Below are 13,905 nucleotides of genomic sequence, written 5' to 3' on the forward strand. Positions count from 1 at the left end.
ATCCTGCCTGCTCAACCGAGCGTAATGGACCGCCAGTTCACTTTGATGCAGCTCCTGCGTAGACGATGCAGCGCTGGCACACGTCCTGGTTCGAGGGGCCCGTGTGGCGGTTGCGTGGAGTGGCCGAACCGATCCAGGAGGCCGCTCATGGAAGCGCACCACATCCGGATTCCCGTCTCCGGCACACCTGCCGGTGCCACGTCCGCGCGCCAGGAGATCGCGGAGGGGATACGAGCGTGGGGCGCCTCTCTCGAACCCGAACTCCTCGACGCAGCAGAGCTGGTCACATCGGAGCTGATCACGAACGCGGTCCGGCACGCGCACGACGGCCCGATCACAGCTGGCGTCGACCTGGACAGCCAGGCGCTTCGGATCGCAGTGATCGACACCAGTGCCAACATCCCCGAGATCGCCCTGCCAGATGACGACGCGGAAGACGGACGCGGCCTGTTCCTCGTCGCCGCACTCGCGGATCGCTACGGGTTCGACCCGCTGCCTTCCGGTAAGCGCTGCTGGGCCGAGTTCGAGTTCGGCGCTTCGCTCCTAACCACCGCAACACATCTTCCCTCGCAGAGGAGTTGACCGTTGCCAGCCCTACGCATTCCCCCAGTCGCCGCGGAAGTGGTCGCCGTACGACCGAGCATTCCGCTGTTCGGCGCCGTGACCGTCGACGGATCGAAGAACGCAGCCCTTCCCCTGCTGGCCGCCGCGGCGGCCATGCACCGCCCCGTGCACCTGAGTAACGTCCCCGCGAACACGGACGTCGAGACAATGCTCACCCTTCTCCAGCAGGCCGGTTGGCACGCGGCCCGTCCGGTCAACGACCCGCACACTGTGGTGATCCTGCCGAGCGACAAGCCGCAGCCGGATCCAGATCGCGCCGTTGCCTCCCGGATCCGGGCTTCGTACTACCTGGTCCCGGCGCTGCTCGGCGCATACGGGCGGGCCCGCCTTCCGTGGCCGGGCGGCTGCGCCATCGGGGAACGCGGGATGGAACAGCACTTCAAGGTGTACGAGCGCTTCGGCGACCGCTCGACCGTCGATGACCACGGGTACCTGGTCGAGGCAGCCACGGTGGGACGCGGGACCGTGTCGATCATGCTGCCGTTCCGGTCCCGCGGGGCGAGCATCGCCGCGCTCCTGCGCGCGGTTGTCGCCGGACGTCCGCTGCGTCTGGGGCAGCCGAATCTGTCGCCCGAAGTCCTCAGTGTCGTAGCGGCGTTGAAGGTTGCCGGGTGGGAATGTCAGGTCAGCGAGAAGGTCCTCGCGCTCCAACCGCCTTCCTCCGTCGCTGATGGCCCCCTTGCCTGGACGGTGCCCGGCGACAAGATCGAGGCCGGCACCCTGGCCTGCGCGGTCGCGGTGAGCGGCGGCAACGCACACATCCTCGGCGTGCGCCGCGACGACATCGCTCCCCTGGTCACCGCGCTGCGCTCGCTCGGCGTCCCCGCGGACGCCGAGGACGGCACGCTCGCCGTCCAGGCCCAGGACGCCCAGCCCACCGGCCGGCCCCTGCGAGCCATCGCCTCCCTGTCCCCCGGCGGCCTGGACGCGGACTTCGAACCGCCCCTGATCGCCCTGGCCCTCACGCTCCCCGGCACCCACCTGTTCGCCGACGACATCAACCCCGGCCGCCACGGCAACCTGCTGTCCCAGCTCGTCCGCCTCGGAGCCACGATCGACGAGCTGTCGCCAACGCAGTGCCGCTTCACCGGACCGCAGCAACTGACCGGTGCCGGAGTGGAAGCCACCGACATCCGTACGGGCTCCGCCCTACTCATCGCCGGCCTCACCGCTCAGGGCGTCACGACCCTCGGCGGCCTGGAACAGCTCCGGCGCGGCCACGCCGACCTGCCAGTCAAACTGCACGCCCTCGGAGCCGACATCTGCGAGGTGATCCCGTGAACCGGCAGCTACGGCAGATCATCGCCACGACCGATGTCCATTCCTCCTTCGACTCGGCCGCCCCGATGCTCGCCTACCTCCACACCGCCAGGCCCGACAGCCTGATCGTGGACTGCGGGGACTTCTTCGAGGGCAGCGGCTTCTACCACCTCGGGAAAGGCCGTATCGAGCGCGAAGTCCTCACCACCCTGTACGACCTGCTTACGCCCGGAAACCACGGCTGGCCACACTACTTCGAACCGCAGCTGCGCCGGATGACGGTCTGCGCCAACACGACCGATGACAACGGCGAACCGCTCTTCGACCGCGTACGCATCCAGGAAATCGGAGGACGCCGCGTCGCCGTCACCGGGGTGATGGGCCCGCAGGCGTTCAACGCCCTCCCTGCCGACCAGCGCGCCGGCCACCGCATCAGCAACCCGGCGCAGGCCCTGCGCGAGGTGATGCTGGAGCACCACCACCTTGCTGATGCCTGGATGGTGCTGTCCCACTCCGGCTTCGACGAGGACCTTAAACTGGCCGCCGCCTGCCCGTTCACGGACGTTATCTTCGCCGGGCACTGCCACAGCGACGCCCTCGGACCCGAGCACGTCGGCGACACCCGCGTAGTCAAGGGACGCGAACTCGGCATCGGGTACGCAGCCGCTGAGCCCGTCGGAAGCGGCTGGGCAGCCCGCACCGACCGCTTCCCAAAGGCCACTGCCGTTCCCCACGGCCTCGCCGAACTGCTGGAAAAAATCTCGACCGTCGGGCAGCAGTTGAGAACCCCCGTCGGCGCCGTGGACAGGCCGCACCGCAACACACCGCTGGACCGCCACAGGCTTGCGCACTTCATGGCCGGTCCTCCGCTTCCCGAGCATGCTGCGCAAGCGCGGTGGATCGACGGAGAACGACAGACGCGCGAACGATGGCGGCACCTGGTTGAGACCCGTCGCAGTCGCCTCGGCGCGGTTCGTTAGGCCGCAACGGGCAACGTCGGCACGAAGCCAGTGGCCCCACGGTGTCCGGGCCCCATCTGGGAGTCGGCCCGCTCCCCAAGCCCCATATAAACCACCTCACCCCAACGCCACTACGATCGCCGGTCATGGACTGGCTGGAGCGCACCGCGAAGCTGAGGCAGTGGAGCAGAAGCGGGACCCGCGCTCCGCACAAGCCGCTGCTGTTCCTGTACGCGCTCGGGCGCTTCCAGCAGGACGTCGACGGTGAACTGCGGTACAGCGCGGTGGAGGACGACCTCAGACGACTGCTGGCCGAGTACGGTCCGCCCAACAGAACGACGCCCGCCTACCCGTTCCACCATCTGGTGAGCGACGGCGTGTGGGAGGTAAGCACCGATCGCGGACCGGGCAGCCCCGGCAGCGGCGTGCGGGAGCTGCGGGAGGTCGGAGCCGCAGGGCGGCTGACGTCGGAACTACGGGCGGCGCTGCGGCGCGAGCCGTCGTTGCTCGGCCGGATGGCACGGGTCCTGCTCGACCTGAACTTCCCGCCCTCGCTCCACGGCGACCTGTGCGAAGCCGTCGGCCTGGAGCTGGAGCCGTCGGAGAGCGAACAGGTCTCGGCCGTGCGCAGGCGGCGGGATCCCCGGATGCGGGAGCAGGTCCTGACGGCATACGAGTACCAGTGCGCCTTCTGCGGCTACGACGGCAGGATCGGCGCGGTGCCGGTCGGGCTGGAGGCCGCGCATGTGCGCTGGTGGGCGTTCGACGGCCCGGACGACGTCGACAACGGCCTGTGCCTGTGCTCGCTGCACCACAAGCTCTTCGACAAGGGCGTTCTCGGCATCGGTGACAGTCACCGCATCCTGGTCTCGCAGCGCTTCGTCGGCCACAGCCCCGCCGCCCGCGAGCACGTCATAGCGCTCGCCGGCCGCCCGCTCATCGGACCTCAACCGGGTGCCCGTCCCGTCGCAGCGGCCCACCGCGCCTGGCACACCAGCCAGGTCTTCCACAGCAGCCCACGCCCTGCCCCGGCCGCCTGATCGCCGAGCGTCGAGCACCTGACCCGCTGGTAAGGAGTGGGATACCAGGAGTATGGTCTCTTGTATGGCGACGAAGAAGGTAACCGTGACGATTCCCGAGGATCTCCTGGACGAGATCCGCGCGGACGCGGCAGAGCGGGGCCTGTCGGCGTACGTTGCCGAGGCGCTGCGCTTCAAGCGTGACCGGGACCGGCTCCGGGAACTGGCCGACTGGCTGCAGGAAGAACACGGCCCCGTCACCGAGGACGAGCATGCGGCAGCGCTCGACGAGTTGGACGAACTCGACGCCGAACACGAGCGGCGTCGAACCGCCGGAAAGCACAACGCCGGAGAGGCTGCGTGAAGAAGCGAGCCGGCGAGCGCGGACAGCGGCCTCTCCGTGTCTTCGTCCTGGACTGTGAAGCCCTCTCCCTGGCAGTGCGCGGCGATCGGAAGATGATCGCCTGGCTCGACCTCGCGGCACGCGGGGAAGCCGAGGTGGTGACGTCCCCGATGACCCTGGTCGAGGCGTACGACGGCAGGACAACCGAGCAGCGCTGGGACTGGGTACTGTCCCGGCTCCAGGTCGTCGACATCGGGAAGGACGAGGCCCGCCAGGCGCGTCGACTCCTGGCCGACGGCAAGTTGCACGGCCACAAGTACGCGATCGACGCCGTGCTCGCCGTCATCGCGCGACAGCAAAGGGGACAGGTCACCGTCTTCACCTCGGATGTCGACGACCTGGAGAAGCTGGTCCCGGACACGATCGTCGTCAAGAAGGTGTGACTCGGCCCGCCCCCCTCCAGCACCATCCAGGCAGCAGCACCCTTGGGAGCCATCTGGGAGCCGCCCTGCTCCCGAAGCCCCCTCCACACCACCCGAGACCAACCGGGACCACCGACCTGACCTGCGTATACACAATCCAGGCAGGAAAGATCATTAACCGATCCTCATTCGGGACGAAGAGGTCGTGGGTTCAAATCCCGCCACCCCGACAGCTGAAACAGCACTTCAGGCTCGGTTTCCGTTTCAACGGAAACCGAGCCTGAAGTGTTTTCGGGTGCCTGGAGGGCCTGCGGAGAGGGGTCCTGGAGTGGATCAAGAGGGCGCTCGTGAGGCGTCGCCTGTCGCCCTCAGTGGCTCATCGAGGTTCCCGGTGGGTGATGTAGGACACATCACTCACCGGGGACAGCTCCCCCGCCCTTGGCCCGATCCGGCGGCCGGCCGCACCCCTCGACAGAGGTCGGCCAGGACACCCCTCGGGCTCACTCCGGCCCTCCACCGCGTCGGCCTCGGCGGGCGTCCGGTGATCCGCAGCGAACGCCTTGCCGGTCACCCCCGGACCGCACCGCGTTCCACACGGCCCCTCCCGCCCCTCCCGCCCATACCGCCCATACCGCCCATACCGCCCGTTCAGGCTCCCCGAGGCGCCGCCCCCCTCGAAGCCCAGCCGGAGCCCCGGCCACCAGAGCGATCCAAGGCGGCTGCGAGGGGCTCATACGCGCCTCCAATGCCGCTCGATCTCCTCCAGGGAGCGGCCCGCCGTCTCGGGCACCCGCTTCACGACGTAGCACGCGCCCGCCGCCGAGAGGGCGGCGAAGAGCAGGAAGACCGGGCTGCCCAGGGCGTCGAGGGTGTCCGGGAAGGCCAGGGAGAAGAGGAAGTTGCCCAGGTACTGCGCGAACGTCACCACTCCCATGCCGATCGCCCGGGCGCGCAGCGGCAGTGCCTCTGGGCAGTACAGCCAGAAGACCGGGCCCAGGCCGAAGCCGAAGGCGAAGGTGTAGAGGAAGACGCACGCGACGGCGAGCGCGGTGACGGCGGGGAAGAGCGCGAGCGCGACCATGGGGGGCGCCTGTGCGGCGAGGGAGAGCGTCAACAGGCGCACCCGACCGACACGTTCGATGCAGGGGAGCGAGAGCGCCGTCGACAGGACGAGCGCGATGCCGACGCCGTAGTTCGCCAGGGTGCCCGCCTCGGCCTCGCCGCCCCCGGCGGCGTGGCGGAAGATGACCGGCGCGTAGTACACCACTGCGTTGATCCCTGTGAAGACCTGGAAGAAGGTCAGCGTCAGGATGATGCGGAGGGCCGGGCGGTAGGTGGTCAGCAACTCGCGGGGGCCCGCGTGCTGTTCGGCCAGGCTGTTACGGATCTCGGCCACTTCGGCGTCGGCCGCGAGGTCGCTGGGGCGCAGTCGGCGCAGCACGCGCCGGGCCTCGGACTCGCGGCCGCGTGTCATCAGCCAGCGCGGTCCGGCGGGGCTCGCCACCATGCCCGCCAGGAAGACGAGGGCGGGCAGTGCCCCGAGCCCCAGCATCCACCGCCAGGCGCCGGCCGCGGAGAGAGCGTCGTCGACGGAGTAGGCGAGCAGGATGCCGATGTTGACGGCGAGTTGGTACAGGGCGGTGATCCGGCCGCGCAGCTGCTTGGGCGCGAGCTCGCTGAGGTGGATGAGGCCGAACATGTTCGCGAGGCCGACGGCGAAGCCGAGTACGAACCGCGAGGCCATCAGCACGGCGGCGTCCGGCGCGACGCCGCAGCCGACCGAGCCGACGACGAAGATGCCACCGGCCACGATCAGCAGCTGCCGCCTGTCCCAGCGCCGCGCGGCCAGCGCGCCGCCGACGATGGCAGGCAGCGCGCCGAGCAGGATCAGGCTGGTGACCAGGCCCTGCTCCGTGGAGGTCAGGCCGAAGCGCGCGGTCAGGGGGTCCAGGGCGCCGGAGATCGCCCCGGAGTCATAGCCGTAGAGCACGCCGGACAGCCCCCCGAGCGCGGCCACCAGGTGCACCCGCCTCGGCACCGCGCCGTCCCTCCCGGCTCCCCGGCCCGCCGCTCCCGTACCGGGCCTGATCTGTGCCACGGGACCTCCTCGGTCTCATGGGGACGCGTCCACGGGGTCATTGGGGCAGATCCGGCGTGGATTTCCCAGGCTTCGTCGGGTTCCGGCGGACAAACAGGTCACCCCGCGGCCGGCCCGCAGGCCAGGTACGTACCACCCGTCACCCGGCGGACTACTGCGAAGGAACTACTCACCTCCCACCCCAGGGTGAGGCCCCCGGTGCCGCCCGCGCGAAAGGATTCGAACGTAAGTCGCCGCGGGCCCGGCAGAAGATCGCCGGGGCCGAAAAGGAAGGACGAAGGTCGTTGGCTGTGGACAGCGGGAGAACGGAAAGGGCGGTGGATTCCATGAACGTCAAGAAAAACGGGGGATGTTCAGGGGATTCGGCCGCCGGTGCCGTTGTGGTGATCCGCGAGCTGTCCAAGGATTACGACGGTAAGAGAGCGGTCAGCGACGTCACCCTGGAAATCCACCGGGGCGAGATATTCGGCTTGCTGGGACCGAACGGTGCCGGCAAGACGACGACGCTGGAATGCCTGACGGGGCTTCGCCGCCCGACGTCCGGATCGGTCGAGGTGCTCGGCCACGATCCGGCGAAGGGGACGGAGGAACTGCGCCGGATGGTCGCGGTGCAGCCCCAGGAAGCCAATCTCTTCCCGCAGTTGACCGTGCGGGAGACCGTCGAACTCTGGGCCTCTTTCTATCCTTCCCCCGACGACATCGACGGTGTGCTTGAGCGCGTCGGCCTGACGGAATCAGCCTTCCGCCGGGTCAAGGCGCTGTCCGGGGGACAAGCACGCCGGCTCCTGCTCGCCGTCGCGGTCGTCGGCCGCCCCGACGTCCTCGTGCTGGACGAGCCGGCGGCGGGGCTCGACCCGCAGGCCAAGGAGCTGTTGTGGGCGGTGGTGCGGCAGCACCGGCGGAACGGGGGGACGGTGCTGCTCACCACCCACGACATGAACGAGGCGACGGAGCTGTGCGACCGCGTGGCCGTGCTCGTGGGCGGCCGGGTGGCCGCCTGTGACACGCCGGCGCGGCTCGTCTCGGAGCTGACGACCACGAGCGAGGTCACCTTCACCACCGACTCCGGGACCGACCTCGACGAGATCCGCGCCGTACCCGGTGTGACCTCGGTGGAGGCGCGTCCCGAGGGGGCCGGGAAGGTGGCCGTCCGGGTCCGTACGACCGAGAGCGACGAGACCTTGCGGCGCATCGCCGCGGAGCCGAGGTGGGCGGCCTCGGAACTGGCCATCACCCGGGGCGGCATGGACGAGGTGTTCCGCACCCTCGCCACGAAGACCACGCGGGCCGAGGAGCAGAGCGAATGATTCCCACACTCACTCCCGCCTTCACACAATTGGTCAAGGCCAACAGCCGGGAGCTCTTCCGGGACGGCAAGACCATCTTCTTCGTCCTGCTCTTCCCCCTGCTTTTCGTCGCCATGTTCATCGGTATCGGCATGCTCAACACGGGCGGCTCGTACAAGATGGCCGTGACGCCGGCGGGGAATCAGCAGGAGATCGTCCGTGAACTGTCGCACTCCGACGGGTTCAAGGCCGAGCCGTGGCACAGGAAGAGCCTTCCGGAGAACGGTGATCTGGCCGGGTACGACGCCATCGTCTATCCGTCGGCCACCTCCGGCGATCGCGCGCTGGTGGTCATCGACTCCGCGAAGTTCGGTGCGCTGAAAGGCATCCGGTCGGCGCTCGGGCACAGCGGGATCTCCGCCTCGAAGGTGGACTTCCGGACCCCGGACGGCGGAAAGCCCTTCGACCCGATCAAGATTTCCCTGCCCACCGCGCTGCTGATGGCGCTGATGTCGATGGCCTTCTTCGGCACGGCGACCCCGCTGATCGCGCTGCGGGCCCGCGGCACCCTGCGCCTGCTGGGCACGACCCCGCTGCGCAGGCGGACCTTCGTGCTGGCCCAGGCGCCGGTGCGGCTGGCCCTGGTCGCGGTGCAGCTGGTGGTGCTGGGGGCGATCGCGGTCGGGCTCGGGTTCCTGCCGGCGGTGGACGCCGTGCGGGTGCTCGGCACGGGGTTTCTCGGTGCCGTGATGCTCTTCGCCTTCGGGTATCTGGTGGCCGCCCGCATGCGCAACGCCGAGGTGGCCAACGGGCTGCTGGCCGTGCTGATGCCGCTGGTCCTGTTCGCCAGCGGGCTGTTCCTCCCCCTGGACCTCCTGCCGTCGGTGGTGCGGGACGTCTCCAAGGCACTGCCCACCACCTATCTGGTGGACGCGCTGACGCATGACTTGACCGGTGCCCCTTCCACGTACGGCCTCACCCTCGACTGGCTGGTCCTGCTGGCCGGGGCGGTGCTCTTCGGCGGGCTCGCCGCCCGTCTCTTCAGCTGGGACCAGGGAGAAGAACGATGACCACATCCTCACTGCAGTCCGGCCTCGGCCGGCTCACCGATCTGGACGCCCTGGTGGGTCCCTACGGTCTGGTCAACCGCACACAGCGGCTGCCCAACCACCCGGGTGACGCCCGCTTCCCGATCTTCACCGCCTCGCTCGGCGACATCGCCCACGTGTCGGAGAACGTCGCCCTCTCCGTACGGGGACAGAGCGCGCGCGGTGACATGGACGGCGCGGGCGGTGCGCCGGACCCCGAGCGGGCCGCCCGGCTGTGCGTGGCAGAGGCACTGGAGCGCTACTCCACCTGCGTCGAGCAGCCCGACTGGACCATCTGGGCCACCGCCGAGGAGCTCGGCGAAGAGGCGCTCGACCTGCGGAAGTTCCCCCGCTGTTCGCCGACGGAGCTCGCGCACCCCAAGGCGCTGACCGTCGACGTCGACACCCGGGCGCCGATGCGCTGGGTGCGGGGCTGGTCGCTCACGCGGCGCGAGCCGAAGTGGGTGCCCGCGGTCCAGACGTGGATGCACATCCCGCCGCTCTCGGCGGGCGAACGCGCCTGGAACCCCATCTCCACCGGCTGTGCCACGCACACGGACCTCGGCCAGGCGCTCGTCAACGCGCTGTGCGAGGTGGTGGAGCGGGACGCCATCGCCCTGACCTGGTACCAGAAACTCGCCCTGCCGCGCATCGAGTTCGACCACGTGCCGGACGCGCTGGCGCCGTTCCTGGAGAAGTCGCGCAGGAGCCTGGTGGACACGGTCTTCTTCGACGCCACCACCGACCTGGGCATCCCGACGATCTACTCGATCGACCTGTCCCCGGACAACGAGGTGCTGGGGCAGATGGTGATGTGCAACACCAGCCTCGACCCCGCCGACTCGGTCGCGAAGATCGTCCGCGAGTCCGCGTCGTCCCGCATCGCCATGCAGGCGCGGCGTGAGATGCCGGAGTCCGTCGACGACTTCCAGCACGTCTTCCACGGCGCGTCGTACATGGGCCGGCCGGACCGGCGGTCCGACTTCGACTTCCTCCTGGACGGCCCGGCGCGCCGGGCCTTCAGCGAGATGCCGACCATGACCACCGGGGAGAGCGGGCGCGACCTCGCGCTGCTCGTCGACCTGCTCGACCGCGCGGGCTACGAGGCCGTCGCCGTGGAGTGCACGACGGACGAGGCGCGCGACGTGGGCTTCCGCGTGGTGCGGGTGCTCGTACCGGAGTTGATGCCGCTCGCCTTCACCCACCGGGCCCGCTATCTGGCCCACCCGCGGCTCTACGACGCGCCGCGGCGGATGGGTTACCCGGTGCGCCAGGAGGCGGAGATCAACCCGCTGCCGCAGCCGTTCGCCTGAGCCCGGCCGCCAAGACCTGACACATTTCGGAGAAATGGACTTCCATGACCAAGGTGCATGTGCTCGCAGTCGGTGACTTCGGTGTCGCCGTCGCGGAGCGGCTCCGCCGGGAACACGACGGCGTCGTGGTCACCACCGACCGGGACGGCCATCTGCGGTTCCCCGCGGGCTGGCCGCGGGCGGACGTCCGCGTCCTGGTCTCCTGGCGCGAGGTCCCGCACCTGGCGGACGTCCTCGACGCCCGGTCGGCCGACTGGCGGACGCCGTGGTTCCCCGTCGTGGCGGAGCACCCGCGGCTGCGGATCGGCCCGCTGGTCGTACCGGGCGCCGGTGCCTGCTACCGCTGCTTCGGCAAGAGGCGCAAGCAGCACGAGCGGGACAGCGCGGTCACCACGGCCCTGCACGCCCACTACGACGCCGAGCCGGCGGCCGGACCGGAGGGCTTCCTCCCGCAGCACGTGGCGCTGGCCGCGAGCTCCGCGCTCGACCTGCTGCACCGCCTGGCGGACGACGGCGGACGGCGCGACGCGGGGACCGTACGCCACTGGCACCTGCTGGAACAGCTCATCACCAGCGCGCGGGTCGTCGGCGTCCACCGCTGTGACCGCTGCCGGACCCGCGCGGGGGCGGGCCCGGACGGTTCCAGCTGGCAGGACCTGGCCGACGACCTGGCCCCGTGGCTGCCCGCCACGGAGCCGTCCGCGCCGGGCGCGGCCACCCCGGTGGCCGCGCCCTCGATCCCCGCCCGTCAGTGAGGTAAAGGCCATGGCCGACAGCAAACTCATCTCAGCCCAGGACATGCGCCGCGCCGTCGCGACGGATCCGCAGTTCACCGCGCCGGTCAGGCCGGCGCTCTGCCGGGGACTGGTGCTGCTCCCCATCGAGGGCGGACTGCTCGTCGAGGGCTCCCCCACCCGCCAGATCCTGCGTGGCACGGCCACCCGGGACCTCATCCCCAAGCTGCTGCCCCTCCTGGACGGCACCCGCGACCAGGCGGAGATCGCCGAGGCCGCCGGGGTGCCGGTGGAGCACGTGGCCCAGGTGGTCGCGCTGCTGTACACCTGCGGGCTGCTGGAGGAGGGCGACCCCTCGGGCACGCACCCGGCCGACGGCGCCGAGGCCGGCAGCGGCGCGGCGCACGCCGCACGCTACTGGTCGCGCAGCCTCGACTCCACGCGCGTCAACCGCAACACCGCCGAGGTGCTGGACCGGCTGCGCGGGACCCGCGTGGCGGTCGCCGGTGATGCCGGATTCGGCGCCGAGGTGACCGAACTGCTCGTCGCGGCGGGCATGGAGCGTACGGCGCAGGTGGACGCCTCGCTGTTCCTGACCGAGGTTCCGTCCCCGTTCCTGTCCGGGGTTCCGTCCGAGTTCCCGTCCGATGGCAGGCCCGACCTCGTGGTCGCGCTCACCGAGGACTCGTCGACGAGTCTGAGCGGTGTCGCCGCCTGGTGCGCGGAGCACGATGTCCCGCTGATCCCGGCCCGGTTGACCGACGGCATGCTCGACGTGGGCCCGTACATCGACACGAACTTCACCGTCTCGTTCGCGGACGCGGAGCGGCAGCGGGTCACGGCACCGGCGCCCGCCGAGCGGTCCTACGTGCCGGTCCCGGCGGTCCGGCGCGCCCTCGCGGCCTCCCTCGTCGCCAACCAGGTGACCACGGTGGTCGGCAGGGTGGGCTCCGCTCCAGTGCTCCGCGGGCTGCTCCGGGCCGACCTGGTCGAGTGGACCCAGACGGTCCACGTCGTCGCCGAGGTGCCGGAGGTCACGGACGCGCGCTCGACGCTGACCGAGGCGGGCGTGCCGCTCGCCCTGGCCTTCGAGGCGTCGGTCGGCTTCCCGCCGCGCAAGCTGCTCAACCCGCGCGACCACCAGGCCCATTACAAGCCTGGCAACATCGCGCTCCAGCACGACAGCAAGCGCTGGCCGAGCGCGCGGACGCTGGAGCTGCCCCGCGAAGGCGCCTTCCCGTACACGCCGTTGGGCCTGGACGCCCCGGAACCGGCGACGGGCGTCGACCTCGCCCAGCTCTCGTCGGTGCTGCTGCGGGGTGCCGGGCTGCGCGACGAGGCCGAGCCGACCCGCCAGGTGCAGCGGTGGAACCCCACCGGCGGCAACCTCGGTTCGGTGCAGCTGCACGTCGTCGCGGACGGCGTGGCGGGGCTGGAGAACGGCACCTGGGGCTATCTCACGCACTCCCACCGCCTGGCCCGCCTCTCGCCCGCCACGGACCCGGGAACGGGGCACACAGGGCAGCCTGTGGCCGTCGTGCTCACCGGGGCGCTGGCCCGGGTCGCCTCGAAGTACTCGGGGTTCGCCTGGCGCGTCGTGCACCTCGACGCGGGCGTGGCCATCGCGCAGATGAGCCACGTGGCCCGTTCCCTCGGCCTCGACGCGCGGCCCCTCGACCGCTGGGACGACCTCCACCTGGCCGATCTGCTCGACCTCGACCTCGACGCCGAACCCGTCACCGGTGTCCTGCTGCTGCGGCCCTCCGCCGCGAAGGAGTCCTGATCATGGAGACGACGCGCGTCCACGAGGCGGACGGCCGCCGGATCGCCCTGCTGCCCGACCACGGCGACGTACTCAGGGAGCTCCAGTCCCGCAGCCGGCTGACCGCCGAGGACCTGCTGGACGCCGCCCCGGCCGCCGACCCCGCCCTGCGGGAGCCGCTGGCCCCGGCCGGCGCGCAGGGCATCAGCGCCGTGAGCGCCCCGCCGTCCCAGGTGGCGCTGGAGACCGCGCTGCGCCGCCGCAAGTCCGTACGGGCCTACGACGGCGAGCCGGTGCCGGTCGAGGTGCTCGCCTCGGTCGTACGGCAGGCGGCCGACTACGACCGCTCGGCCTGGCCGGACCACGAGGCCGGTGCGGGGCTGGAGTTCCTCGTCGCGGCCCGTTCGGTGGCCGGCCTGCCGCAGGGGCTCTACCTCCACTCCGCCGACCGTGGCGACTTCACCCCGCTCGCCGACCTGCCGGACGGCGAGGCGGCCGCCGATCTCGTCCTCCAGCTCGAATACGCGGACGCTCCCGCCATCGTGATCGTGTGCGGGCCGCTGGCGGCCTCGCTCGACCGGCACGGCGAGCACGGGCACCGGCTGCTGCTGACCCGCGCCGCCGCGGCCGCCCAGACGGCCTGGCTGGCGACTCTCTCCCACGGTCTCTCCGGCAGCATTTTCGCCGGGTTCCTGGCGGCATCGCTCAAGCCGTTGGTTCCGGTGGACGGTTATCGGAACGTGCAGTTGCTGGCGTTCTCGCTGGGGTACGAGGCGCGCTGACGCGCGCGGTTGCGGGTGATCTCGCCGCTGCCGCGTGGGGGCTCCGCCCCGGGCCCCCGGGTGCGGGTCCGTTGGCGCCTGCGGCGCTTTTTCCCCTCCCCGCCCCTTCCCGAAACTGGGGGCAAGCCCCCAGACCCCCGAACCGCGCGTTGGCCACGGTCCGCACCATCCAGCCCGCCGGCGATGTCCGGGGCCGCTCCCGAGAACGGGCACAG

General features: G+C 70.8%; 12 protein-coding genes and 1 pseudogene. 12 read left to right on the top strand and 1 reads right to left on the bottom strand.

Features of this window, described 5'->3' with window-relative positions:
* Nucleotides 1-147 precede the first annotated feature (147 nt).
* The 6 genes and pseudogenes from AB0435_RS15865 (at nucleotide 148) to AB0435_RS15890 (ending at nucleotide 4,648) form a co-directional block, all read left to right on the top strand.
* Complete coding sequence (locus AB0435_RS15865; protein WP_366008087.1) at nucleotides 148-582, top strand: ATP-binding protein; 435 nt, start codon at nucleotides 148-150, stop codon at nucleotides 580-582.
* A 39-nt stretch (nucleotides 583-621) separates the two neighbouring features.
* Nucleotides 622-1,905: a UDP-N-acetylglucosamine 1-carboxyvinyltransferase gene (locus tag AB0435_RS15870; RefSeq protein WP_366427236.1), complete on the top strand. Its 1,284-nt coding sequence runs from the start codon at nucleotides 622-624 to the stop codon at nucleotides 1,903-1,905.
* Nucleotides 1,902-2,729 (top strand): annotated as a pseudogene (locus tag AB0435_RS15875) (metallophosphoesterase); the annotation flags it as partial. The gene AB0435_RS15870 and the pseudogene AB0435_RS15875, both read left to right, overlap by 4 nt.
* Before the next feature lie 260 nt (nucleotides 2,730-2,989).
* Nucleotides 2,990-3,883 (top strand): phosphorothioated DNA-binding restriction endonuclease, encoded by an 894-nt coding sequence (locus tag AB0435_RS15880; protein ID WP_366008086.1) that lies wholly within the window; start codon nucleotides 2,990-2,992, stop codon nucleotides 3,881-3,883.
* 64 nt (nucleotides 3,884-3,947) lie between these two features.
* Nucleotides 3,948-4,226: a CopG family transcriptional regulator gene (locus AB0435_RS15885; protein WP_366008085.1), complete on the top strand. Its 279-nt coding sequence runs from the start codon at nucleotides 3,948-3,950 to the stop codon at nucleotides 4,224-4,226.
* Nucleotides 4,223-4,648, top strand: a complete 426-nt coding sequence (locus tag AB0435_RS15890; RefSeq protein ID WP_366008084.1) for a PIN domain-containing protein — start codon at nucleotides 4,223-4,225, stop codon at nucleotides 4,646-4,648. The genes AB0435_RS15885 and AB0435_RS15890 overlap by 4 nt, the downstream gene beginning before the upstream one ends.
* Nucleotides 4,649-5,357: 709 nt before the next feature.
* Here AB0435_RS15890 and AB0435_RS15895 read toward each other — a convergent pair.
* Nucleotides 5,358-6,725: a sugar porter family MFS transporter gene (locus tag AB0435_RS15895; protein ID WP_366008083.1), complete on the bottom strand. Its 1,368-nt coding sequence runs from the start codon at nucleotides 6,723-6,725 to the stop codon at nucleotides 5,358-5,360.
* Nucleotides 6,726-7,051: 326 nt separating this feature from the next.
* Here AB0435_RS15895 and AB0435_RS15900 point away from each other — a divergent pair, with 326 nt between their 5' ends.
* From AB0435_RS15900 to AB0435_RS15925, 6 genes are read left to right on the top strand one after another with little or no spacing between them, the layout of a single operon-like run.
* The gene (locus AB0435_RS15900; RefSeq protein ID WP_366427231.1) at nucleotides 7,052-8,032 is read left to right on the top strand and encodes an ABC transporter ATP-binding protein; all 981 of its coding nucleotides are present in this window, start codon (nucleotides 7,052-7,054) and stop codon (nucleotides 8,030-8,032) included.
* Complete coding sequence (locus tag AB0435_RS15905) at nucleotides 8,029-9,081, top strand: ABC transporter permease (RefSeq protein WP_366427232.1); 1,053 nt, start codon at nucleotides 8,029-8,031, stop codon at nucleotides 9,079-9,081. Before AB0435_RS15900 ends, AB0435_RS15905 begins: the two co-directional genes overlap by 4 nt.
* Entirely contained in the window at nucleotides 9,078-10,412 is a 1,335-nt protein-coding gene (locus AB0435_RS15910) for a YcaO-like family protein (RefSeq protein WP_366008080.1), read from the top strand. The genes AB0435_RS15905 and AB0435_RS15910 overlap by 4 nt, the downstream gene beginning before the upstream one ends.
* Nucleotides 10,413-10,456: 44 nt before the next feature.
* Nucleotides 10,457-11,167, top strand: a complete 711-nt coding sequence (locus tag AB0435_RS15915; protein ID WP_366008079.1) for a TOMM precursor leader peptide-binding protein — start codon at nucleotides 10,457-10,459, stop codon at nucleotides 11,165-11,167.
* 10 nt (nucleotides 11,168-11,177) lie between these two features.
* On the top strand, nucleotides 11,178-12,929 hold the full coding sequence (locus tag AB0435_RS15920) for a nitroreductase family protein (RefSeq protein ID WP_366427233.1): 1,752 nt from the start codon (nucleotides 11,178-11,180) through the stop codon (nucleotides 12,927-12,929).
* Between the two features lie 2 nt (nucleotides 12,930-12,931).
* Nucleotides 12,932-13,690: a nitroreductase family protein gene (locus tag AB0435_RS15925; RefSeq protein ID WP_366008077.1), complete on the top strand. Its 759-nt coding sequence runs from the start codon at nucleotides 12,932-12,934 to the stop codon at nucleotides 13,688-13,690.
* The last annotated feature ends 215 nt before the right edge of the window (nucleotides 13,691-13,905 follow it).

Source organism: Streptomyces sp. NPDC051173, assembly GCF_040689515.1.
GTDB lineage: Bacteria > Actinomycetota > Actinomycetes > Streptomycetales > Streptomycetaceae > Streptomyces.

Excerpts from the sequence above, each read along its gene's own strand:
- AB0435_RS15910 (WP_366008080.1), top strand. The coding sequence starts at position 9,078 with ATGACCACATCCTCACTGCAGTCCGGCCTCGGCCGGCTCACCGATCTG.
- AB0435_RS15920 (WP_366427233.1), top strand. The coding sequence starts at position 11,178 with ATGGCCGACAGCAAACTCATCTCAGCCCAGGACATGCGCCGCGCCGTC.
- AB0435_RS15885 (WP_366008085.1), top strand. The coding sequence starts at position 3,948 with ATGGCGACGAAGAAGGTAACCGTGACGATTCCCGAGGATCTCCTGGAC.
- AB0435_RS15865 (WP_366008087.1), top strand. The coding sequence starts at position 148 with ATGGAAGCGCACCACATCCGGATTCCCGTCTCCGGCACACCTGCCGGT.
- AB0435_RS15900 (WP_366427231.1), top strand. The coding sequence starts at position 7,052 with ATGAACGTCAAGAAAAACGGGGGATGTTCAGGGGATTCGGCCGCCGGT.
- AB0435_RS15905 (WP_366427232.1), top strand. The coding sequence starts at position 8,029 with ATGATTCCCACACTCACTCCCGCCTTCACACAATTGGTCAAGGCCAAC.
- AB0435_RS15915 (WP_366008079.1), top strand. The coding sequence starts at position 10,457 with ATGACCAAGGTGCATGTGCTCGCAGTCGGTGACTTCGGTGTCGCCGTC.
- AB0435_RS15925 (WP_366008077.1), top strand. The coding sequence starts at position 12,932 with ATGGAGACGACGCGCGTCCACGAGGCGGACGGCCGCCGGATCGCCCTG.
- AB0435_RS15880 (WP_366008086.1), top strand. The coding sequence starts at position 2,990 with ATGGACTGGCTGGAGCGCACCGCGAAGCTGAGGCAGTGGAGCAGAAGC.